Annotated in this window: 18 protein-coding genes; 9 read left to right on the forward strand and 9 right to left on the reverse strand. The window is 59.1% G+C overall.

Features of this window, described 5'->3' with window-relative positions:
• Window positions 1-68 precede the first annotated feature (68 nt).
• From gyrB to dnaA, 4 genes are all read right to left on the reverse strand, one after another.
• Window positions 69-2,480 (reverse strand): DNA topoisomerase (ATP-hydrolyzing) subunit B, encoded by a 2,412-nt coding sequence (gyrB, locus tag AACT07_RS18205; protein ID WP_069529351.1) that lies wholly within the window; start codon window positions 2,478-2,480, stop codon window positions 69-71.
• Window positions 2,477-3,580 (reverse strand): DNA replication/repair protein RecF, encoded by a 1,104-nt coding sequence (gene recF, locus AACT07_RS18210; protein ID WP_005339305.1) that lies wholly within the window; start codon window positions 3,578-3,580, stop codon window positions 2,477-2,479. The genes gyrB and recF overlap by 4 nt, the downstream gene beginning before the upstream one ends.
• 2 nt (window positions 3,581-3,582) lie before the next feature.
• The gene (dnaN, locus tag AACT07_RS18215; RefSeq protein WP_069529352.1) at window positions 3,583-4,686 is read right to left on the reverse strand and encodes a DNA polymerase III subunit beta; all 1,104 of its coding nucleotides are present in this window, start codon (window positions 4,684-4,686) and stop codon (window positions 3,583-3,585) included.
• A gap of 83 nt (window positions 4,687-4,769) precedes the next feature.
• A complete protein-coding gene (gene dnaA, locus AACT07_RS18220) occupies window positions 4,770-6,140 on the reverse strand; it encodes a chromosomal replication initiator protein DnaA (protein WP_005339307.1) in 1,371 nt (456 codons plus the stop codon).
• Window positions 6,141-6,451: 311 nt separating this feature from the next.
• On the opposite strand from dnaA, the gene AACT07_RS18225 reads away from it, so the two are divergent.
• The 8 genes from AACT07_RS18225 to mnmE all read left to right on the forward strand — a co-directional run bounded on the left by AACT07_RS18225 (window position 6,452) and on the right by mnmE (window position 12,717).
• Window positions 6,452-7,210, forward strand: a complete 759-nt coding sequence (locus AACT07_RS18225) for an amino acid ABC transporter substrate-binding protein (RefSeq protein WP_069529354.1) — start codon at window positions 6,452-6,454, stop codon at window positions 7,208-7,210.
• Window positions 7,211-7,879, forward strand: a complete 669-nt coding sequence (locus AACT07_RS18230; protein WP_019445518.1) for an amino acid ABC transporter permease — start codon at window positions 7,211-7,213, stop codon at window positions 7,877-7,879.
• A 12-nt stretch (window positions 7,880-7,891) separates the two neighbouring features.
• Window positions 7,892-8,626 (forward strand): amino acid ABC transporter ATP-binding protein, encoded by a 735-nt coding sequence (locus tag AACT07_RS18235; protein ID WP_005339311.1) that lies wholly within the window; start codon window positions 7,892-7,894, stop codon window positions 8,624-8,626.
• Window positions 8,627-8,896: 270 nt separating this feature from the next.
• On the forward strand, window positions 8,897-9,031 hold the full coding sequence (gene rpmH, locus AACT07_RS18240) for a 50S ribosomal protein L34 (RefSeq protein ID WP_005307156.1): 135 nt from the start codon (window positions 8,897-8,899) through the stop codon (window positions 9,029-9,031).
• Window positions 9,031-9,390: a ribonuclease P protein component gene (gene rnpA / locus AACT07_RS18245; protein WP_005339313.1), complete on the forward strand. Its 360-nt coding sequence runs from the start codon at window positions 9,031-9,033 to the stop codon at window positions 9,388-9,390. Before rpmH ends, rnpA begins: the two co-directional genes overlap by 1 nt.
• Window positions 9,357-9,605 (forward strand): membrane protein insertion efficiency factor YidD, encoded by a 249-nt coding sequence (yidD, locus tag AACT07_RS18250; RefSeq protein WP_010672280.1) that lies wholly within the window; start codon window positions 9,357-9,359, stop codon window positions 9,603-9,605. The genes rnpA and yidD overlap by 34 nt, the downstream gene beginning before the upstream one ends.
• Window positions 9,606-9,610: 5 nt before the next feature.
• The gene (gene yidC / locus AACT07_RS18255; RefSeq protein WP_005355794.1) at window positions 9,611-11,257 is read left to right on the forward strand and encodes a membrane protein insertase YidC; all 1,647 of its coding nucleotides are present in this window, start codon (window positions 9,611-9,613) and stop codon (window positions 11,255-11,257) included.
• A gap of 98 nt (window positions 11,258-11,355) precedes the next feature.
• On the forward strand, window positions 11,356-12,717 hold the full coding sequence (gene mnmE, locus AACT07_RS18260; RefSeq protein ID WP_005342321.1) for a tRNA uridine-5-carboxymethylaminomethyl(34) synthesis GTPase MnmE: 1,362 nt from the start codon (window positions 11,356-11,358) through the stop codon (window positions 12,715-12,717).
• Between the two features lie 73 nt (window positions 12,718-12,790).
• Here the strand turns inward: mnmE and fhuB are convergent, their stop codons facing one another.
• The 5 genes from fhuB to AACT07_RS18285 all read right to left on the reverse strand — a co-directional run bounded on the left by fhuB (window position 12,791) and on the right by AACT07_RS18285 (window position 20,322).
• Window positions 12,791-14,773, reverse strand: a complete 1,983-nt coding sequence (fhuB, locus tag AACT07_RS18265) for a Fe(3+)-hydroxamate ABC transporter permease FhuB (protein ID WP_069529356.1) — start codon at window positions 14,771-14,773, stop codon at window positions 12,791-12,793.
• Window positions 14,770-15,654 (reverse strand): ABC transporter substrate-binding protein, encoded by an 885-nt coding sequence (locus tag AACT07_RS18270; RefSeq protein WP_069529378.1) that lies wholly within the window; start codon window positions 15,652-15,654, stop codon window positions 14,770-14,772. The genes fhuB and AACT07_RS18270 overlap by 4 nt, the downstream gene beginning before the upstream one ends.
• Window positions 15,655-15,688: 34 nt before the next feature.
• Entirely contained in the window at window positions 15,689-16,453 is a 765-nt protein-coding gene (locus AACT07_RS18275) for an ATP-binding cassette domain-containing protein (protein WP_069529358.1), read from the reverse strand.
• Between the two features lie 46 nt (window positions 16,454-16,499).
• Window positions 16,500-18,146, reverse strand: a complete 1,647-nt coding sequence (locus AACT07_RS18280; protein WP_069529359.1) for a multidrug ABC transporter permease/ATP-binding protein — start codon at window positions 18,144-18,146, stop codon at window positions 16,500-16,502.
• Between the two features lie 79 nt (window positions 18,147-18,225).
• Window positions 18,226-20,322, reverse strand: a complete 2,097-nt coding sequence (locus AACT07_RS18285; protein ID WP_069529361.1) for a TonB-dependent siderophore receptor — start codon at window positions 20,320-20,322, stop codon at window positions 18,226-18,228.
• Window positions 20,323-20,718: 396 nt separating this feature from the next.
• Here AACT07_RS18285 and mioC point away from each other — a divergent pair, with 396 nt between their 5' ends.
• Complete coding sequence (mioC, locus tag AACT07_RS18290; protein ID WP_069529362.1) at window positions 20,719-21,168, forward strand: FMN-binding protein MioC; 450 nt, start codon at window positions 20,719-20,721, stop codon at window positions 21,166-21,168.
• Window positions 21,169-21,595 lie beyond the last annotated feature (427 nt).

Here is a 21,595-nt window from a genome sequence, read left to right on the forward strand (position 1 = left end):
CGGCACACAGAAAAACAAAAAGCCGCTCATAGGGAGCGGCTTTTTTATATCGAACTGACAGCGTCGAATTAGACGTCGAGGTTGGCTACGCGCAGGGCGTTGGTCTCGATAAAGTCACGACGGGGCTCAACGGCATCACCCATCAGGGTGGAGAAGAGCTGGTCAGCACCGACGGCATCGTCGATGGTGACTCGCAGCATGCGGCGAGCTTCCGGATCCATGGTGGTTTCCCACAGCTGGTCCGGGTTCATCTCGCCCAGCCCTTTGTAGCGCTGGATGTAGATGCCGCGCTTGCCTTCGCCCATCAGCCACTCAACCGCTTCGACGAAGCTGGAGACCGGCTTGACCTTCTCGCCACGCTTGATGTAACCGCCTTCCTCGATCAGGTTGGCGATCTCCTTACCCAGCGAGACCAGCTGACGGTACTCGGAGGATTGCAGGAAGTCGTAGCTGAGCGGATATTCGCGATCGACACCGTGCTGACGTACCACGGCGTGCGGCACGTACAGGCTGCGCTCTTCGTCACGACGAACCTGGATCTGGTACTGGATACCGTGGTTGCTCTCGTTGAGCACGGCTTCCATACCCTGACACCAGGCCAGCAGATCGCTCTCGCTGTTCAGCAGCGCTTCGTTCAACTCCGGCTGATAGATCAGTTGGGTCAGCACGGCTTCCGGCGCACGACGAGACATGCGGGTGATCAGGTGAGTCACCGAGCGGTGCTGGTTGACCAGACGCTCCAGAGCCTCGCCACCGATGGCCGGAGCAGACTCGTTGACGTGCAGGGTAGCACCATCCAGCGCCATGGCGGTCTGGTACTGCAGCAGCGCGTCTTCATCTTTCAGGTACTGCTCCTGCTTGCCCTTCTTCACTTTATAGAGCGGCGGCTGGGCGATGTAGACGTAGCCACGTTCGATGATTTCCGGCATCTGACGATAGAAGAAAGTCAGCAGCAGGGTTCGGATGTGCGCACCATCGACGTCCGCATCGGTCATGATGATGATGTTGTGATAACGCAGCTTGTCCGGGTTGTACTCGTCGCGACCGATACCGCAACCCAGTGCGGTGATCAGGGTACCCACCTCTTGCGAGGAGATCATCTTGTCGAAACGGGCCTTCTCTACGTTCAGGATCTTGCCCTTGAGCGGCAGTATGGCCTGGTTCTTACGGTTGCGACCCTGCTTGGCGGAACCGCCAGCAGAGTCCCCTTCCACTATGTAGAGTTCAGAGAGAGCCGGGTCTTTTTCCTGACAGTCAGCCAGCTTGCCGGGCAGACCGGCGATATCCAGCGCGCCTTTGCGGCGGGTCAGTTCGCGAGCCTTGCGGGCCGCTTCACGGGCACGGGCCGCATCGATGATCTTGTTGACCACGATCTTGGCATCGCCCGGGTTTTCCAGCAGGAAGTCAGCCAGCTTCTCACCCATCGCCTGTTCAACGGCGGTCTTCACTTCGGAAGAGACCAGCTTGTCTTTGGTCTGGGAGGAGAATTTGGGATCCGGCACCTTGACGGAGATAACGGCAATCAGACCTTCACGCACGTCGTCGCCACTGGCGGCAGACTTGGCCTTCTTGCTGTAATCCTCTTTGTCCATATAGGAGTTCAGAGTACGGGTCAGCGCGGTACGGAAGCCAACGAGGTGAGTACCACCATCCCGCTGCGGGATGTTGTTGGTGAAGCAGTAGACCCCTTCCTGATAGGCGTCGTTCCACTGCATCGCCACTTCAACGCCGATACCATCCTGCTCGGTGGTGAAATGGAACACCTTCGGGTGGATCGGGGTCTTGTTCTGGTTCAGGTATTCAACGAATGCCTTGATGCCACCCTCGTAGCAGAAATGCGCCTCGCGGCCATCACGCTCGTCTTGCAGACGGATGGAGACACCGGAGTTGAGGAAGGAGAGCTCGCGCAGGCGCTTGGCCAGGATCTCGTAGTGGAACAGGGTATCGCTGAAAATGGCAGGGCTCGGCCAGAAGCGAACTTCGGTACCGGTGCCAGTGCTGTCGCCAATCTGCTTGAGCGGCGCCTGTGGCTCACCCAGATGATAGGTCTGCTCGTAGACGTGACCGTTACGACGAATGGTCAGCAACAGCTTGTCAGAGAGGGCGTTAACTACCGAGACACCCACGCCGTGCAGGCCGCCGGATACCTTGTAGGAGTTGTCATCAAACTTACCGCCTGCGTGCAGCACGGTCATGATGACCTCTGCGGCGGAGCGGCCCTCCTCCTCGTGCATGTCTACCGGGATACCCCGGCCATTGTCACGCACAGAGACAGAACCGTCGGAATGGATCTTGACCAGAATATCGGAGCAGTAGCCAGCGAGCGCCTCGTCAATGGAGTTATCGACGACCTCGAACACCATGTGGTGCAGACCCGAGCCATCATCCGTATCGCCGATATACATCCCCGGGCGCTTGCGGACCGCATCCAGGCCCTTCAGCACCTTGATATTCGAGGAGTCGTAAGTATTTTCACTCATAGCTTACTCTCTGCCTTCTCTAACGTTTCGGAGATTTTACCCTGTTCCACGTGGAACAACTTACAGTCATTCGCATCCATCATGTCTGCGAGCTGACCGGTGTCGATGGCGGTGATAAACACCTGGGACGCACACTGCTTCAGCCTTGCGGCCAGCAAGCGGCGCTTGTCGACATCCAGTTCAGAGGCAAAATCGTCAATTAAAAAAATACAGCCACGGCTGCTATGTTGATTCAAATAGAGCCCTTGGGCCAGTCGCATGGCGCAGACCAGCAACTTCAGCTGACCCCGGGACAAAATATCCTGAGCGGGCACCCCGTTCGCCTTGAGGCGCACATCGGCTTTTTGTGGACCGACACCGGTATAGCCCAGCGCCCGATCCCGCTCAAACCCCGCCTCCAGCAGATCGCCGAGGGGAGTATCTTTCTCCCAGCCCCGGTAAAAGCCGAGACTGATATCGAATTCCGGCAGAAAATCCGCCGTCATCTCCTTGATCAGGGGCGTAATGGCCTGACAATAACTGGCGCGAAACTCGGCCAGCTCACCACCCAGCCGCACCAATTCCTGATCCCAAAACGCCAGCTGGCGGTACTGGGTGCTCTGGCGCAGTAGCGCATTGCGCTGTTTCAGCAGCCGCCGCACTCGCCCCCACAGGGCAAAGAAGGTCGGCTCCTGATGGAAAACGCCCCAATCGAGCCAGGCCCGGCGAGCCTGAGGCCCGCCCGTCAGCAGGTTGAAGCCATCGGGATGGATCAACTGCACCGGCAACAGCTCCGCCAAATCGGCCAACCGCTGGGCCTGTGCCCCGGCAATCTTGAGCTGGGTCTCGCCACTCTTGTCTTTGGCAAGACCGATCGGTACCTGACGCCCCTCCAGCTCGCACTGGGCAAACAGGGTAAACGCCCTCTCCCCCTGGCGGATAACCCGCCCGGTCAAATGAGTGCGAAAGGAGCGCCCCAGACCAAGGTAGTGAATGGCTTCCAGCACGCTGGTCTTGCCGCTGCCATTGCACCCGACCAGAATGTTGAGGCCGGGCGACAGCTTGAGACTGGCTTGCTGGATATTGCGAAAGTCGCTGAGCTGGAGTTTGACCAGGGACACGACTAGATCCGCATCGGCATCACCACGTACTGAGCATCCTGATGTTCAAAATCCTCAATAATGGCACTGCTGATGGAATCGCTCAGGCTAATCCGAATTTGGTCACATTTTAACGTATTCAGCACGTCGAGCACATAAGAGACGTTAAAGCCGATCTCCATCTCGCCAGCGGCATATTGTACGTCAAGCAGCTCTTCGGCTTCTTCCTGTTCCGGGTTGTTGGCGGTGATGCGCAGCAGGTTTTCCTGCAGATTGAGACGCACCCCACGGAATTTCTCGTTGGAGAGGATGGCGGCGCGGGCAAACGCCTGACGCAGATCCTCACGGCCGGCGATGAGCGCCTTGTCGCTGTTGCGCGGAATGACGCGGCGCCAATCCGGGAAGCGGCCATCCACCAGCTTGGAGGTGAAGATGAAGCCGTCCAGCGCAGCACGCAGGTTGCTGCGACCGATCTGCAGACGTACCGGCTTGTCTTCCGCTTCCAGCAGACGTACCAGCTCCAGTACCCCTTTGCGCGGCAGGATAACCTGATGATCGGGCAGCGATTCCCCTACTACCTCGCGGCGGCAGGTGGCCAGACGGTGACCGTCGGTCGCCACGGTGCGCAGACCGTGACCTTCGCTCTCGAACAGCATGCCGTTCAGGTAGTAACGCACGTCCTGGCTGGCCATGGAGAACTGGGTCGCATCGATCAGCTTCTTCAGCTCCAGCTGGCTGATATCGAACTCGAGCACGGATTCCCAATCCTCGATGTTCGGATACTCGGTCGCCGGCAGGGTCGAGAGGTTGAAGCGGGAGCGACCGGAGCGGATGATCAGGCGCTCGCCTTCGGTATTGAGACGGATCTCGGCGCCTTCCGGCAGACCACGGCAGATATCCAGCAGCTTGCGCGCCGGTACTGTGGTGCGGCCATCTTCGCTGGCCCCGCTCAGATAGACCTGACCGATCATCTCTACTTCGAGATCGGTACCGGTCAGTGACAGCAGACCGTTGCTGACATCAAGCAGCACGTTGCCGAGGATCGGCAGGGTCGGTCGGCCGCCGAGGGCGCCGGACACCAGTTGCAGAGGACGTAACAGGGCCTCACGGCTAATTTCGAGCTGCATCTGTGCTCTCCGTTGTGATTAGGAGGAAAAGATTCTGATCAGGTTGGAATATTCGCGCTGCATCTGTCCACTCCATTCCGTTATCAGGAAGAAAGGGTACGGATCAGGTTGGAATAGTCCTCCTTGATGTCGTGACTCTCCTCCTTCAGCTGCTCGATTTTTCGGCAAGCATGAAGAACGGTAGTGTGGTCACGACCACCAAAGGCATCACCTATCTCCGGCAAACTGTGGTTGGTCAGCTCCTTGGCCAGTGCCATCGCCAGTTGGCGCGGACGGGCAACGGAGCGGGAACGACGCTTGGAGAGCAGATCCGCCAGCTTGATCTTGTAGTACTCCGCCACCGTCTTCTGGATATTGTCGATGGTGACCAGCTTCTCTTGCAGTGCCAACAGGTCGCGCAGCGCTTCGCGCACGAAATCGATGTTGATGGCACGGCCGGTGAAGTTGGCGTTGGCGATCACCCGGTTGAGGGCGCCTTCCAGTTCACGGACGTTGGATCGCAGACGCTTGGCAATGAAGAAGGCCACTTCGTCCGGCAGATGGATCTGGTTCTCGTCTGCCTTGCGCATCAGGATCGCGACGCGGGTCTCCAGCTCCGGCGGTTCGATCGCCACGGTCAGGCCCCAGCCGAAGCGGGACTTGAGGCGATCCTCGACACCGTTGATCTCCTTCGGATAGCGATCCGAGGTCAGGATGATCTGCTGATTACCTTCCAGCAAGGCATTGAAGGTATGGAAGAACTCCTCCTGGGAGCGCTCCTTGTTGGCGAAGAACTGGATGTCATCGATGAGCAGGGCATCGACGCTGCGGTAGTAACGCTTGAACTCTTCAATGGCGTTGTTTTGCAGCGCTTTCACCATGTCCTGAACAAACCGCTCGGAGTGCATATAGATGACTTTGGCATCTTTTTTACTCTCCTTGATGGCATTGCCAACGGCGTGCAACAGGTGGGTTTTACCCAGGCCGGTGCCACCATAGAGGAACAGCGGGTTGTAAGCACCACCCGGATTGTCCGCTACCTGACGGGCAGCCGCACGCGCCAACTGGTTGGACTTACCCTCGACGAAATTCTCGAAGGTATAGTTCACGTTGGTGTTGCTCTTGTGGTTCGGCTCGGGCTTGGCTTCAGCCTTGCTTTCCCAGCTCTTCTGCAAGTTATTCACAGGCGCGGCACCCTGTACCGGCGCTCTGGCGACAGCAACAGGATGGGGACGATTGCCTATATCAAAACGCAGGGCGGGGCCGTCGACCCCGCAGAGTTCGTTGATGATGCCGTTAACCCGGATGAGATACTTGTCTCGTACCCAGTCCAGAACAAAGCGATTCGGTGCATACAGGGTCAGAGTATTGTCACTCAACTCCGCTTGAAGCGGCCGGATCCACATGCTGAATTCTGCCGAGGGCAACTCATCTTGCAGCCGGTTAAGGCACTGCTGCCATAGCGAAGCAGTCACTCTAAACTCCTGTCGATTGATTAACTAAAGACCGGCTATTCTACGTTTTTAGCCGCCGGATCTCCAGCCATCGCCCGGTGGATCCAGCAAATAAGATCCTTGACTTTCAAGGATCCAGCGCCTTTGGATCGGATTTCATCCCCAAAGTTACCCACAGCTTGATCCACCGTCCTGATTGGTCGATCCCGTGCTTCTCTCCTGTTATTTCATATAACCAAATGTCATTTATTTTTTAAATTTTATTCCAATAACATCAGGGCCAAACCAGTTATTACAACTACAAATACAAGACATTGAGAGAGAGAAACACCATGAAAACATCCATCAAACTGATTTCCGGCGCAGCCATCCTGCTCGCCACCCTGTCCGGTCAGGCCATCGCCCAGGAGACCATCAAGGTCGGCATGTCTGGCAAATATTTCCCGTTCACCTTCGTTAAACAGGACAAGCTGCAGGGCTTTGAAGTGGATATGTGGAACCAGATCGGCGAGCGCACCGGCTACAAGGTCGAATTCGTGACTGCCAGCTTCTCCGGTCTGTTCGGCATGCTGGAAACCGGCCGCATCGACACCATCTCCAACCAGATCACCATCACCGACGAGCGCAAGGCGAAGTACGACTTCTCCCAGCCTTACGTCTATGACGGCGCCCAGATTGTGGTACGCAAGGGCAACAGCACCATCCACGGCATCAAGGATCTGGAAGGCAAGAAGGTGGCCGTGAACCTGGGTTCCAACTTTGAAGAGCTGCTGCGCAAGAACGACCCGAACAAGAAGATCGACATCCGCACCTATGACTCCGCCTTCGAGCAGGATGTCGCCCTGGGTCGCATCGATGCCTTCGTGATGGACCGCGTCTCCACCGCCCAGCTGATCAAAGAGTCCAAGCTGCCGCTGCAACAGGCTGGCGCACCGTTCGAGACAATCGAGAACGCCCTGCCCTTCCTGAAGACCCCGGAGAAACAGGCGCTGCTGAAGAAGGTCGACGAGACCCTGACCGCCATGCGCAAGGATGGCTCCCTGCGTCAGATCTCCGAGAAATGGTTCGCTTCCGACATCACCGACAAATAAATGATGGAATTTGACCTCGAATACACGCTGGGGCTGTTTCCCATCCTGCTCAAATACCTGGGCACCACGATGGAAATGGCCCTGTGGGGATTCGTGCTGGCACTCGTACTCTCGCTGGCCCTGGCGATAGTACGGGTGTTTCGCGTCCCCGCGATTCACTGGCTGGCGATGCTCTATATCTCGTTCTTTCGGGGTACACCGCTTCTCGTTCAGCTGTTCCTGCTCTACTACGGACTGCCGCAACTATTCCCGATCTTCGTGGGGATGGATGCCTTTACCGCCGCCATCGTCGGTCTGACCCTGCACTTCGCCGCCTATATGGCCGAGTCGATCCGCGCAGCCATCCTCGGCATTCACAAAAGCCAGATGGAAGCGGCGCTCAGTATCGGCATGAGCCGTTATCAGGCGATGCAGCGGATCATCCTGCCGCAGGCGGCCCGCATCGCCACCCCGTCGCTGATGAACTACTTCATCGACATGATCAAGAGCACCTCGCTGGCGTTCACCCTGGGAGTGGCCGAGATCATGGGCAAGGCGCAGATGGAAGCCTCCTCCTCCTTCAAGTTCTTCGAGAGCTTTATGGCGGTGGCGCTGATCTACTGGGTAGTGGTGATCTTCTTTACCCGCTTGCAGCATCTGCTGGAAGTCCGTCTCAACCGTGCCTATTAAAGGAGGGCTCTCATGATCAAGCTAACCGGCCTCTCCAAGGCATATCACGGCAATCAGGTGCTCAACGGTATCGATCTGGAGGTCAAAAAGGGGGAAATTGTCGTCATCATCGGCCCCTCCGGCACCGGCAAGTCGACTCTGTTGCGCTGCCTGAACCTGTTGGAGACCCCGGATGCGGGCACCCTTGCCATCGACGATCTCGAGCTGAATCTGGCCAAGGCCAGTGAACAGCAGGCGATCGAGCTGCGCAAGCGGGCCTCCTTCGTGTTCCAGAACTACGCCCTGTTTGCCAACAAGACGGCGCTCGACAACATCGCCGAAGGGCTGATCACCGTCTGGAAGCAGCCAAAAGCCGAGGCCCGCGCCACAGCGCTCGGCATCCTCAAGGACATTGGTCTCGCCGACAAGCAGGATGCCTATCCGGCCTCCCTCTCCGGCGGCCAGCAGCAACGGGTCGGCATCGGTCGGGCCATGGCGGCCCACTCCAAGGTGATCCTGTTTGACGAACCCACCTCGGCGCTCGATCCGGAATGGGTCGACGAGGTTTTGGGACTGATGAAAGAGTTGGCCCGCCAGCACCAGACCATGGTGGTGGTGACTCATGAGATTGAATTTGCTCGTGATGTTGCCGATCGGGTGATCTTCATGGAAGGGGGGCGGATCGTCGAGCAGGGCCCGCCGGATCAGATATTGGTCGATCCCAAGGATCCCCGTACCCGGGAGTTCTTGCGGAAAGTCCTTAAATAGCTCTCTCTTTGGCGGCCTGGCCGCCTTTTTTATTGAGGGATCCCTTGTTTAACCCCGGGTTGCCAGTATAATCCGGAGCCCTTGATCCTCTGGATCCTCACACTCGGCAGCGGCCTTTTCAAGACCACGGCAGGATGAGAGGGAACGGCGGATTGACTAAAAGCCGAACTCTGTTTAGAATTCGGCCTCTTTTGCTAGTCGTCACACGCTATAGCTGGCGCGTCGGCTAAGTGTGACAATCAAAACTGTACAGAAATACGGAATCGAATCATGAAACGTACTTTTCAACCGTCCAACCTGAAGCGCAAGCGCTCTCACGGTTTCCGCGCCCGCATGGCAACTGCCAACGGTCGTAAAGTTCTGGCCGCTCGTCGTGCCAAGGGTCGTGCCCGTCTGGTAGTTTAATGCCTACCCAGCACACCTTCTCTCGGGAGTTACGTCTGTTAACTCCCGAACACTTCAAACGCGTTTTCGCCGAGCCTGTCCGGGCTGCTTCCCCGCAAATTACGCTTCTCGCCTGCCCCAATTCACTCGAACACTCTCGTCTTGGTCTCGCTGTGCCCAAAAAAGCACTCAAGCGTGCCGTCTGGCGTAACCGTGTCAAACGGGTGGTCCGGGAAAGTTTCCGCCTCAAACAACATCAGCTGCCCGCTATCGACATCGTGGTGATCGCCAAAGCCGGTGTGAAAGAGATGGATAACGAGGAACTGTTCAAGTTACTGGAAAAGCTATGGCGCACTCTGTCACGCCGTTGCAATGGGTAGCTATCAAACTGATACGCCTGTATCAGCTAATCATTAGCCCTCTGCTCGGGCCGCGCTGCCGTTTTACTCCAACTTGTTCCCAATTTGCGATAGAAGCCATCCGACTTCACGGTTTCATAAAAGGCGTTTGGTTAGCTAGCAAACGTCTATTAAAATGCCATCCCTTATCCGAGGGTGGTTATGACCCGGTTCCGCAACCAAAGCGAAGAAACTGAAGACTATGGAATCACAACGCAATCTACTCCTGATCGGTTTGCTGTTCGTGAGCTTTCTGCTCTGGCAACAGTGGGAGTCCGACAAGGCTCCGAAGCCGGCCCCGACTACCGTGGCCCAAACCGAACATTTCGTACCTGAAGCCGGTCAGACCGGTGATATTCCTCAGGTTTCCGAGCAAGCCAACGCGACTGCCGCACGCAAGCTGATCACCGTCTCCTCTGACGTGCTCAAGCTGACCCTGGATACCCAGGGTGGTGACGTCGTGTCTGCCGAACTGCTGTCTCACAAACTGGAAGAGGGCAAGGACCAACCGTTCGTGCTGCTGACCAGCAAGCCTGAGCACCTCTATATCGCCCAGAGCGGTCTGGTGGGTCGCAACGGTCCGGACAGTCAGGCCGAAGGTCGTCCTACCTATGAAGCCGCCCAGACCAGCTATCAGCTGGCCGATGGTCAGGATCAAGTCGTCGTTCCGATGACCTGGACCGACAGCAAGGGCGTGGTCTTCACCAAGGAGTTCATCCTCAAGCGTGGCGACTATGCCGTTGGCGTTGATTACAAGATCGACAACAAATCTGCCGAGCCGGTTCAGGTGCAGTTTTATGGTCAGCTGAAGCAGACCGTAGCAACGCCGAAGGATCAGGAAGGTCATGCCATGGTAGCCAGCGCTTACCGTGGTGGTGCCTTCTCCACTGAAGATACCCGCTACAAGAAGTACACCTTCGACGAGATGAAGGATGCCGACCTGAACAAGACCACCAAGGGTGGTTGGGTCGCCATGCTGCAACACTACTTCGTCTCTGCCTGGGCACCGAATGCCGACGATACCAACAGCTTCTACAGCCGTGTGATCCCTGGTAAAGGCCAGGCCATCATCGGTTACAAGGCGCCGCTGGTTGACGTGGCTGCCGGCCAACAGGCTGAAGTAACCAGCAAGCTGTGGGTCGGTCCCAAGCTGCAAGACCAGATGGCCAAGGTGGCTAACCACCTCGACCTGACCGTCGACTACGGCTGGCTGTGGTTCATCGCCCAACCGCTGCACTGGCTGCTGACCGTGTTCCACGGTTTCGTCCAGAACTGGGGTCTGGCCATCATCATGCTGACCCTGCTGGTACGCGGCATCATGTTCCCGCTGACCAAGGCCCAGTACACCTCCATGGCCAAGATGCGCATGCTGCAACCCAAGATTGCGGCCCTGCGCGAGCGCTTCGGCGATGACCGCCAGAAGATGTCTCAGGGCATGATGGAGCTGTACAAGAAGGAGAAGGTCAACCCGCTGGGTGGCTGCCTGCCGATCCTGGTTCAGATGCCGATCTTCATCGCCCTCTACTGGGCACTAATGGAGTCCGTTGAACTGCGTCACGCGCCGTTTGCCCTGTGGATCACTGACCTGTCAGTGAAGGACCCCTTCTTCGTGCTGCCAATCCTCATGGGTGCCTCCATGTGGTATCTGCAGAAGATGAGCCCGACCACCGTAACCGACCCGATGCAGCAGAAAGTGATGCAGTTCATGCCGATCATCTTCACTTTCATGTTCCTCTGGTTCCCGGCTGGTCTGACTCTCTACTGGCTGGTGAGCAACGTCATCTCCATCATCCAGCAGACCATCATCTATCGTCAGCTGGAGAAGAAAGGACTGCATTCACGCAGCTAATCTTCCCGTGATGACAAAAGAGGCGGCCTTCGGGCCGCCTTTTTTATTACAATGTCCCCACTACGTTTTCCTATCAGCGAACAAACGAGCCAAGCAAGATGACAACAGATACGATCGTGGCCCAGGCCACCGCGCCAGGCCGTGGTGGCGTCGGCATAGTTCGGGTCTCCGGCCCCGCCGCCGAACAGGTCGCCGGGATAGTGCTCGGCAAGCTCCCGCGGGTGCGCTACGCCGAATATCTGCCGTTCAGGGATGAGCAAGGCCAGGTACTGGATCAGGGCATCGCCCTGCTGTTCAAAGCTCCCAACAGCTTCACCGGCGAGGATGTGCTGGAGCTGCAGGGCCACGGCGGCCCCGTCATCATGGACATGCTGATCCGCCGCATTCTGAAAATCGACGGCATCCGCCCTGCCCGCCCCGGCGAGTTCAGCGAGCGCGCCTTCATCAACGACAAGCTGGATCTGGCCCAGGCCGAAGCCATCGCCGATCTGATCGAAGCATCCAGCGAGCAGGCCGCCCGTAGCGCCATGCACTCCCTGCAGGGGCAGTTCTCCAGCAAAATCCAGCAACTGGTGGAGAGCCTGATCCGGCTGCGCATCTACGTGGAAGCGGCCATCGACTTCCCGGACGAGGAGATCGACTTCCTCTCCGACGGCAAGGTGGCGGGCGACCTCTACAGCATCATGTCCGAGCTGGACGACGTGCGCGGGGAAGCCAAACAGGGCGCCCTGCTGCGGGAAGGGATGAAGGTGGTGATCGCCGGTCGTCCCAACGCCGGTAAATCGAGCCTGCTCAACGCTTTGGCAGGGCGCGAGTCAGCCATCGTCACCGAGATTGCCGGTACCACCCGCGATGTGCTGCGCGAGCATATCCATCTCGATGGCATGCCGCTACACATCATCGATACCGCCGGTCTGCGCGACACCCAGGATAAGGTAGAACAAATCGGTATCGAGCGCGCCTGGGCCGAGATTGAACAGGCCGATCGGGTGCTGTTTATGGTGGATGGCACCACCACAGACGCGGTCGACCCGCGGGAGATCTGGCCGGAATTTGTTGATCGGTTGCCAAAAAACATCGGCCTCACCGTCATTCGCAACAAGGCCGACCTGACCGGCGAGGATCTGGCACCGAGCCAGGAGCAGGGCCACGCCGTCTACCGCATCTCCGCCAAAACCGAGCTGGGGCTGCCCGCCCTGCGCGAGCACCTGAAAGCCTGCATGGGCTTCCAGGGCAACACCGAAGGGGGCTTTATGGCCCGCCGCCGCCATCTGGATGCACTGGAGCGCGCCGCCGAGCGCCTGCTGGTGGCCAAAGAGCAGCTGGAAGTGTTCGTGGCCGGCGAGCTGGTGGCCGAAGAGTTGCGCCTGGCGCAAGAGTCCCTCTCCGAGATCACCGGCGAATTCAGCTCAGACGATCTGCTGGGCCGTATCTTCTCCAGCTTCTGCATCGGCAAGTAACTCTCCGCACAGCAGACAACAAAAAGCCCGGGTTCATCCCGGGCTTTTTGTTGTGCGTTTTTTGTCCGCAAACCTAGAGGCGGCGCAGGCACCACATGAAGTAAGCGCCCCCTAACAGGGTGGAGACCAGTCCGACCGGCACCTCCTGCGGGAAGAGGACCTGCTGGCCGACCCAGTCCGCCGATACCATCAACAGGGCGCCGGAAGCGGCGGCCCCAAGCAGGTGCCAGCGAGCCCGCACCAGCCCCATCAGCTTGGCCATATGCGGTGCCAACAGACCGACGAACGAGAGCGGCCCCACCACCAGGGTGGCGCTGGCGGTGAGCACGGCCACCAGCAGCAGGATGGCGAGCTGGGCACGGTTGAGGCGAATGCCGAGTGCGGTAGCTACCGCCGCCCCCATCGGCATCAGATCGAGCCAGCGGCTCACCAGCAGGCAGGCGGCCAGCATCAACAGCGCCAGCCCCACCAGCCCATAGGCCACCGGCAGGGTGACGTAGTAGGTGGAACCGGACATCCAGGAGAGCAGTTGCTGCACCCGCATGTCGCCGTTGGCCAGCGCGATGGCCTGCAGCGGCTCAAACAACGCCGTGATGGCGATACCTGAGAGTAGGATCCGCTCCGGCTGGAAGCCGTGCTTGCGATTGACCAGCACCAGCAGCAACAGGCAGCCGAAGGCACCGAGCAGGCCACCGGACAGCATCAGCGGCAGGGGCAATGCAGGCAGCAACAGCGCCGTCGCTATCACCCCCATAAAAGTGCCACCGCTCACCCCCAGCAGCTCCGGGCTCGCCATCGGGTTGTTGCTGACCCGCTGCAACAGGGTACCCGCCAGCGCCAGCAGCACGCCAGCCGCCCCCGCCGCCAGAGTGCGCGGCAACCGCCACTCCAGTTGAGCCTGCCAGCGGAGCCAGCTCGGCCAGCTCCAGCCCGTCATTCCCTGTCCAACCAGCAGGGAGGCGACCATGGCCAGCAACAGCCCGACCAACAACAGGCCAATAAGGAGAGCCGGTGCCGGATGGCGGGCCACCAGCAGGCCGGCGTTAGCCTTCGGCGTACCCGACTTGATACCTAGGCGCGGGATCAGCCAGAGCAGCAGCGGAGCCCCCAGCAGGGCGGTCATAGCGCCGGTGGGGATCAAGACTGGCCAGAAGCGGCTCAGGCTCTGCAGCAGCAGATCGGTCGCCGCCAGCAGCAGGGCGCCGAGGATCGGAGCCCACAGCAGCCGCTGGCCAAGCTGGCGGATCCCGAGCAGCCGCACCATGGCGGGCGCCGCCAGCCCGATAAAGCCGATCAGCCCCACCACGCTCACCACGCAAGCGGTGACAAACACCGCCAGCCCAAGTCCGGCAAAACGCAGATGCTGAAGGGAGACCCCCAGACTGCGGGCGCTGGCATCATCCAGCTCCAGCACCGCCAGCGGGCGCACCAGTACTGCGGCCAGCAAAGCGGCTGCCAGCAGGCGGGGCAACAGGTAACTCACCCCGCTCCAGCTGTTCTGCACTAGCGAGCCACTGCCCCACACCAGCAAGCCTTTCAGCTCCTCCTGAAAGAACAGCAGGAGCCCCATGCTGATGGCCGCCAGATAGAGGTTGATCACCAGCCCGGCAAAGACGATGACCACCGGATTGAGCTGGCGACGCCAGGCCAGGGCAAACACCAGTGCCATCGCAAGGCTGCCGCCGGCCATGGCGATCCACTCCCGCCCCAACAGCAACCAGGAGGGGGCAAACAGGGTCACCATCATCAACGCCAATTGGGCACCGGAGGCCACCCCCAAGGTGGTCGGTGATGCGAGCGGGTTGCGCAGCACCTGCTGCATCAGGGTACCCGCCAGCCCGAGCGCCGCCCCGGCCAGCAGGGTGACAGCCAAACGGGGTAGCCAACTGAAATGCAACACCGCTTGGCTGACATCATCCAGATTGGGGGTGAACAGGCTCTGCCACCAGAGCGCACCGGGCAGCTGGCGAGCCAGTTCCCAATACGCGAGCGAGAGGGTCAACCCCAGCAGGATCGAGACCGGCCGCAGCAGCGGTGATGTGAGCAGTCGCTTCATCGGCTAGCCTCCATACGCTCGGCATCTTGCAGCAATGCATCGCTGAGCAGACCGGCGAAACGGCGAGCGGCAAGTACGCCGCCAAAACTCCAGACCGCAGGCAGATGCAGCACAGGCGCCTGCCGAACCAGCGGCAGATGCTGCCACAGCCCAGGCTCCTGCAGCCGTTCGCTCACCCCTACCGGGATGGGATCGACCACCACCAGCCGCGCGGTTGGCAAGGTCATAAACTGCTCGATGCTGACCACCGAGAAACCCCAGTCATTGGTCTGCTCTTGCCAGCCATTACGCAGCCCGAGCCGCGTCATCACCGCATCGAACAGGCTGTGGCGACCAAACACCCGCACATGGCGCTCATCGATAAACTGCACTACCAGCAGGGGCGGCAGATCCGCAGGCAATCTGGCCTGCATTCTGGCGAGATCCCGATCCAGCCCGGCCAGCAGCCGTTCGCCCTCGGCGGTTTTGCCCACCATGCGGGCGAGGGTCAGGGTCACCTCGTGCAGCCGCTGCCACAGATCGGTTTGCCCATCATAGAGGGCGATGGTGCTCACCGGCGCGATGCGGGAAAGAGTTGGCGCCAGCGGGGCCGCCAGCGGCGAGATCAGGATGCGATCGGGTTTGAGCTCCGCCAGCAGCTCACGGTTGGGCTGGGTGCGCAGGCCGATATCCACCACCCCGGCAGGTAGCCGTGGCTCGCCGACCCATGCCTGATAGGGGCCTGCATCCCCCACCGCCAGCGGAGTCACCCCGAGTGCCAGCAAGGTTTCGGCTATGGTCCAGTCGACGGTGGCGATACGGGGTAGCGGTGCAGAGGCGATCGGGGATGTTTCGGCCTGCGCCGCAAGTGGCAGCAGCAGGCTGATAAGGCAGGGTGCCATCTTCTTCAATAAACGGTTCAAGAGAGCCCCCCGGTCAGACGATGGCGATGGGATGAGCATGAGCCGGGTGGCGAATGACCTCCATCGGAATGCCATAGATGGCGTGCAGGGTCTCACTGGTCATGAGCCCCTCAGGTTCGCCGTGGGTAAGCAGGCGGCCGGAGTGGAGCGCCACCAGCCGATCGCAGAAGCGGGAGGCCATATTGATGTCATGAATGACGATGATGACCCCAAGGTTAAGCTGACGGCTCAACTGCTTGACGAGCGTGAGCACCTCCACCTGATGGGCCACATCCAGCGCGGCCAGCGGCTCGTCCAGCAGGATGAAGCTGCTCTCCTGGGCCAGCAGCATCGCCAGCCAGACCCGCCCCCGCTCGCCGCCGGAGAGGGTATCCACCAGCCGATCGGCAAAGCGTTCGGTATGAGTAAGGACGATGGCCCGCTCGACCTGACGGTGATCCTCCGCCCCCATCCGGCCCAGCAGGCCGCGCCAGGGGTAGCGGCCCATCTCCACCAGCTCCCGCCCGAGCAGATTCTCGGCGCTCGGCAGATGCTGGGGCAGATAGGCCACCTGACGGGCAAACTCCCGGTTGCCCCAGTCAGGCAGCGGCTTGCCATCGAACAGGATCTCGCCGTCACTGAGAGGTTGCTGGCGAGCCAGCAGCTTGAGCAGGGTCGATTTGCCCGAACCATTGTGGCCGATGAGGCCATAGACCTGTCCCTGCTCGAAACGCAGGTCGGTGGGGTGCAGCAGCGTGCGGTCATTGACCGTGAAGCTGGCTGATTTCATCTCGAACATAAGCAATTCCTGTGCTGGCTTGCCGCCAGTCTCATCGGTGCCGGCATCAAGCCGGCACCTCGCAATCCAGGTGGGCGATCGCATCGCGGCTCACTGCGGCACGGCGCGCGCCGGTCAGTTCGGTGAGTTTTCCCTGCCGCATCTCCAGCAGGCGATCGGCCAGCGGGAAGTAGTGATCGTCGTGACTGATGGCAATCACCGTCTTGCCCATCTCCTTGAGGCGCGGTAGCAGCACCTGATAGAAGATGCGCCGGAACTGGGGATCCTGATCCGCGGCCCACTCGTCAAACAGCATCACCTCGCGCTGCTCGGCCAGCGCCAGCAGCAGGGCGACCCGCTTGCGCTGCCCTTGGGAGAGATCGATATCGGCGATAAATCCATCCTCGATGGTGAGCTTGCTGCCCATCTGCAACCGCTCCAGCCACTCGGCCACCAGCTCATCCTTGGGTTCCGGCCCCAGCAGGTGCTGGAACAGGTGATAGTCGGTGAAGATGGCGGAGAAGAGCGCCAGATAGCCGTTGCGATCGGTGATCGGCTCACCATCCAGCAGGAGCCGGCCCGATACCGGCTGGTAAAGGCCGGTCAGCAGCATGGCCAGCGTCGACTTGCCGGAGCCATTGCCGCCAATGATGAAGATCTGCTCCCCCTTTTCGATGACCAGATCGATGGGGCCAACGGCAAAACCGCCCTCCCCCTGATAGTGAAAGCTCACCTGCTCCAGCTCGATACGCTGCCAGGGGCGGATGGCGGGCGGCAGCGGGAAGTCCGCATCCGGCTCGGCCAGATTGAGGGCGGCGATCTTGTCGAACGCCACCTGAGCGGCAAGCAGGGTCGGCAGGGCGCCAATCCCCTGCAACAGCGGGGTGCGCAGGAACAGCAGGGTCAGCGCAAAGGTGGCGGCCACATTGGTGTTGGCCCAGCCAAGGCCGTTGGCCAGAAAGAAGACCAGACCTATGGCCCCCAGCATCATGATATTCGACCAGTTCACCGCACTCAGGTGATAGGTGTCGGCGCGAATGATCTGCTGGCGGTAGTCACGGGCATTTTGCTCATAGAGCTGGTGGTAAACGAAGTGAGCCCGCTCGCGGTTTAGCGCCAGCTCCTTGCTGCCAGCGATGATGGCCTGATAGTTCTGATAGAGCCGATCTTCGGCCTGACGCATGTGGGAGAGATGGCGATAAACACGGTTCACCAGCAGCCAGCCCACCACCATGGTGACGGTGACCCAGAGCGCGGTCACCCCGAGCAGGGCCGGAGAGAGCCAGCCGAGGTAAAAGGCAGAGCCCAGCGTGAGCACCAGCCCCTGCACCAGCTCAGGCAGGCGCACGAAGGCGATGGTGATTTGGCCGATATCGCTGGAGAGGGAGGCCAGCAGCGGCCCCTGACCAATCTGGCGGATGCGAGCGACATCGGTATCCAGCAGTTGCTTGAGCAGACGGCTACGCAACCGGTAGACAAAATGGTGACCGAGAGTGGTCAGGGCCAGCTGAGATCCGAGTGTGATCACCAGCAGCAGCACAATGAGGCCGACCAGCTGACCTAGGATCGGCAGCGGATCACCTATAGATTCGATTAGAGACTGATTGATAAAAGCAATGACGCCAATCCCGCTGACGGCACTGAGCAGACTGAGCAGGGTAATGGTGATAAAAGGCCAACGATATTGGCGATAAACCAGAGACAAGAGTTCCATAACGGACCGGTATTCCAGAGAGATCAGAACAACTGCGGGTGAAAAGAAGGGCGGGAACCCGGTTCCCGCCCGACTTCGATTACCAGCGGTAGTTGATGCTGCCCACTACGCTGCGCGGCTCGCCGTAGTAGCAGTAGTAGTCACAACTGGCCACGTAGGTTTCACCCAGCAGGTTGTTGACGTTGAGCTGGGCGCGCCAGTTCTTGGCAAAGTCATACCCGATCATCGCATCCCAGACGGTATGGGCCGGCACCTCGGCAGAGCCGTAGATGGGGGTATAGTCCGCATTCACGGCGCCAATACCCACGCTGGAACCGATATAACGCACACCGGTCCCCAGCTCCAGACCCGAAGCCACCCCTTGCTGCACCTTGTAGTTACCCCAGAAGGAGGCCTGGTGGCGCGGGATCAGGCTGGCACGGCGATCGCCACTGCCGGTGTCGTTGGTTTTGGCATCGGTGTAGGTATAAGCAGCGGTCAGACGCAGCGCATCGGTCACCTGCACGCTCCCTTCCAGCTCAACCCCCTGAGAGGTCACTTCACCCGCCTGGGTCTGCTGGCCGGAACCGGTAGAGACCAGCGAGTTGGTCTGGGCCAGATCGAACAGCGCCAGATTGATGTAACCGTCGAGGAAGGCTGGCGCATACTTCACGCCAGTCTCGTAGAGCTTGCCCTTGAGCGGCTTGTAGGAGTTTCGGGTGTTAGGATCGATCCCCGGCAGCACTTCGAACGACTCGGCATAGGCAAAGTAGGGAGAGAGGCCGTTGTCAGCCAGATACATCAGGCTGCCCGAGAGGGAGAGCTCGTTATCGTACTGGCGCTCGTCCTTGCTGGTATTGGTGTTGTGGGTCTCCACATAGTCAAAACGGCCACCGGCAGTCAACAACCAGCGATCGTCCCAGCGGATCTGGTGCTGGGCATAGAGGCCGCTCTGGCCCTTGCTGCTCTTCTGGTGAGTGGCGGTCGACTCGTCAAAACCGGGGAAGCCGCTGTAATCCGGGTTCATGGTATTGATGGTGCCCATACCGTAGTTGTCGGCCTCGACCCCTTCATTGACGTGACGCTGCAGATCTACCCCCAGCAGCAAGGTCTGCTCGGTGCTGTCGGTGTTCCAGTAGCCCACCATCTGGTTATCCATGGTGGCACTCTTGGTATTGCCATCGCGGTAAACCAGGCCACGACTGGCAGTTGTGCCTTCATAGGTCGGGAAGATATAGGTCTGGCGCAGCAGCAGATCGTTGTAGTTGAAGCGGACGTTCTGCTTGAACTCCCAGGTCTGGTTGAGCTGGTGGGCCAGCTCGTAACCGGTGGAGATCTGGGTATTGCGGTTGCGATCGTAATCCGGTTGGCTCAGGTTGGTAGAGGGATCAATCTGGCCACCTGACGTATTCAGGGTGCCATAGACCGGGAAGAAGCCGTTGGTCGGGACCCCTTCGTCGTGCAGGAAACTGGCCAGCAGGGTCAGGCTGGTACGATCCGAAAGATCGAAGGTGACGCTCGGCGCCAGATAAACCCGATCGTTGTAAGTACCGGTAAGCACCCCATCACGCTCTTTATAGAGAGCAACCATGCGGTAACGGCTGTTGTCGGAGAGCGCGTCAGAGACGTCCACCCCGACCTGACGATGATCCCGGCTGCCAAGCTGCAGATCCACCTGCCCTTGCGGCGTGGCGGTCGGTCGCTTGCTGATGGCATTGATCACCCCGCCCGGAGGCGCCTCACCGTAAAGGATCGAGGCTGGCCCCTTCAGCACTTCCACACTCTCCAGACCGAACGGTTCCGGCGTCCAGACGTAGTAGCCCGTGCCAAACAAGCGGTTGCCATCCAGATAAGAGGCGGTATCGAAGCCACGCACCTTGAACCAGTCGGTGTTGTTGTCTGAACCATAGAGGCCGGTCAATACGCCGGAACGGTAGCGAATCGCTTCATCCAGCTGCAACACGGCGTGCTGATCCAGCTCCTCCCGGTTAACCACGGAGACGGCGCGAGGCGTCTCGGCCATAGGCACTTCCACCTTCATGGCCGTACCGGTCACCACCATGGTTTCGCTGGCTTTGGGCAGCTCAGCGGTGGTTTGTTCGGCCATCAGCGGCAGGGAGACGAGCAAACCGGAGAGCGAAAGCACGCCGAAGGCGCCCTTCTTGCCGGGTCCTGTAGTGTATTTTTGCGCAATCATATTAAAGTCTCGTTTATCAATGAGTTATGTTGTTTTAATTGTTATTTGTGGTCGCTTGTCACGACATCACCCTGTTCCATGGGCGAATAAAGCAGCGCAATCCTACTACAGGAGCCGTGATCGAATCGATTCAATAATTGCCAATCATTTGCATCTACATTGTTATCTAGCTGCATCGTTGGCAGGATTTCGCGGGAGATGGGAGCCATCAGGAGAGCTATGAGCGGAGAAGAAAATGGAGAGGAATATAAAGAAGCAGAAAAAAGATCGACGGGATGGATCCAACGACATTATCTGACTGGATCCATTATCCCCAAGCTTTATCCATATTTATCCACACCCTTTGGCGGTAGAATCCGGCTTTCCGTTTCTTTGTCTGAAATCAGGATCCATTCCATGGCCAAACTCAATCTCGTCGTCGGCTCCATGCTGGGCGCCGCCGAATATGTCGCAGACCACGTCGCCAACCTGCTGGAACAGGCTGGCCACCAGACCCGGATCCACAACCCGGCCAAGCTGACAGAGGTGCTGGATGATGCGGGATCCATCCTGCTGGTGGTCACTTCCACCCATGGTGCCGGGGATGTGCCTGACAACCTGCAACCCTTCGCCAAGGATCTTGCCGAGCAGCATCCGGATCTTAATTCATTGAAATATGGCGTGATCGCCCTTGGTGACAGCAGTTATGACACCTTTTGCCAGGGTGGCAAGACGCTGGATCGCCTGCTGGCCGAGTGCGGTGCCAGCCGGATCGGCGAGCGGCTCGACATCGATGTGACCCAACACGAGATCCCCGAAGATGCCGCAGAAGTGTGGATCCGCGACTGGATGACGATGATCGCCTGATCAGCGTGCGGGAGATCCTGAAAAAAAGCTTGATCTCCCCACTTATCCCCAGATCGACTATCCACCATGTTATTAACAGATTGATCCGGGGGAGTTGTTCTACAAGGTTACCCACAACGCCCAGGGGTAATGTGCATAACTACGGTGTAAAGCTCTGCAAAACCTATAGTTATCCATGTATTAGATCCAGACCGACAGACCTCTGTGTATAAAAGTCCTGGTTATCCCCTCGTTCACCGGGCCAGGATCCAAGCTTTTCCACAAGCTAGGATCGTCCTTAAATTAATGATCTTTATGATCAAAAAGTGCTTATCAACAGAAAGGGCGGATCCTAATAAGAGATCCAGTAAAAGATCGATCTAAAGATCCTTAAGATCTAATTAGTGGATCCTCCCTTCATACTGAACGTTAAGTAGACGTTCCCCTC

Origin of the sequence: Aeromonas sp. ANP5, from assembly GCF_963870295.1 — a bacterium.
Classification (GTDB): Bacteria; Pseudomonadota; Gammaproteobacteria; order Enterobacterales; family Aeromonadaceae; genus Aeromonas; species Aeromonas veronii.

Bases quoted from the DNA above. Each gene is read 5' to 3' on its own strand.
- gyrB (WP_069529351.1), bottom strand. From the start codon at position 2,480: ATGAGTGAAAATACTTACGACTCCTCGAATATCAAGGTGCTGAAGGGC.
- dnaN (WP_069529352.1), bottom strand. From the start codon at position 4,686: ATGCAGCTCGAAATTAGCCGTGAGGCCCTGTTACGTCCTCTGCAACTG.
- AACT07_RS18225 (WP_069529354.1), top strand. From the start codon at position 6,452: ATGAAAACATCCATCAAACTGATTTCCGGCGCAGCCATCCTGCTCGCC.
- AACT07_RS18230 (WP_019445518.1), top strand. From the start codon at position 7,211: ATGATGGAATTTGACCTCGAATACACGCTGGGGCTGTTTCCCATCCTG.
- AACT07_RS18235 (WP_005339311.1), top strand. From the start codon at position 7,892: ATGATCAAGCTAACCGGCCTCTCCAAGGCATATCACGGCAATCAGGTG.
- rpmH (WP_005307156.1), top strand. From the start codon at position 8,897: ATGAAACGTACTTTTCAACCGTCCAACCTGAAGCGCAAGCGCTCTCAC.
- rnpA (WP_005339313.1), top strand. From the start codon at position 9,031: ATGCCTACCCAGCACACCTTCTCTCGGGAGTTACGTCTGTTAACTCCC.
- yidD (WP_010672280.1), top strand. From the start codon at position 9,357: ATGGCGCACTCTGTCACGCCGTTGCAATGGGTAGCTATCAAACTGATA.
- yidC (WP_005355794.1), top strand. From the start codon at position 9,611: ATGGAATCACAACGCAATCTACTCCTGATCGGTTTGCTGTTCGTGAGC.
- mnmE (WP_005342321.1), top strand. From the start codon at position 11,356: ATGACAACAGATACGATCGTGGCCCAGGCCACCGCGCCAGGCCGTGGT.
- fhuB (WP_069529356.1), bottom strand. From the start codon at position 14,773: ATGAAGCGACTGCTCACATCACCGCTGCTGCGGCCGGTCTCGATCCTG.
- AACT07_RS18270 (WP_069529378.1), bottom strand. From the start codon at position 15,654: ATGGCACCCTGCCTTATCAGCCTGCTGCTGCCACTTGCGGCGCAGGCC.
- AACT07_RS18275 (WP_069529358.1), bottom strand. From the start codon at position 16,453: ATGTTCGAGATGAAATCAGCCAGCTTCACGGTCAATGACCGCACGCTG.
- AACT07_RS18280 (WP_069529359.1), bottom strand. From the start codon at position 18,146: ATGGAACTCTTGTCTCTGGTTTATCGCCAATATCGTTGGCCTTTTATC.
- AACT07_RS18285 (WP_069529361.1), bottom strand. From the start codon at position 20,322: ATGATTGCGCAAAAATACACTACAGGACCCGGCAAGAAGGGCGCCTTC.
- mioC (WP_069529362.1), top strand. From the start codon at position 20,719: ATGGCCAAACTCAATCTCGTCGTCGGCTCCATGCTGGGCGCCGCCGAA.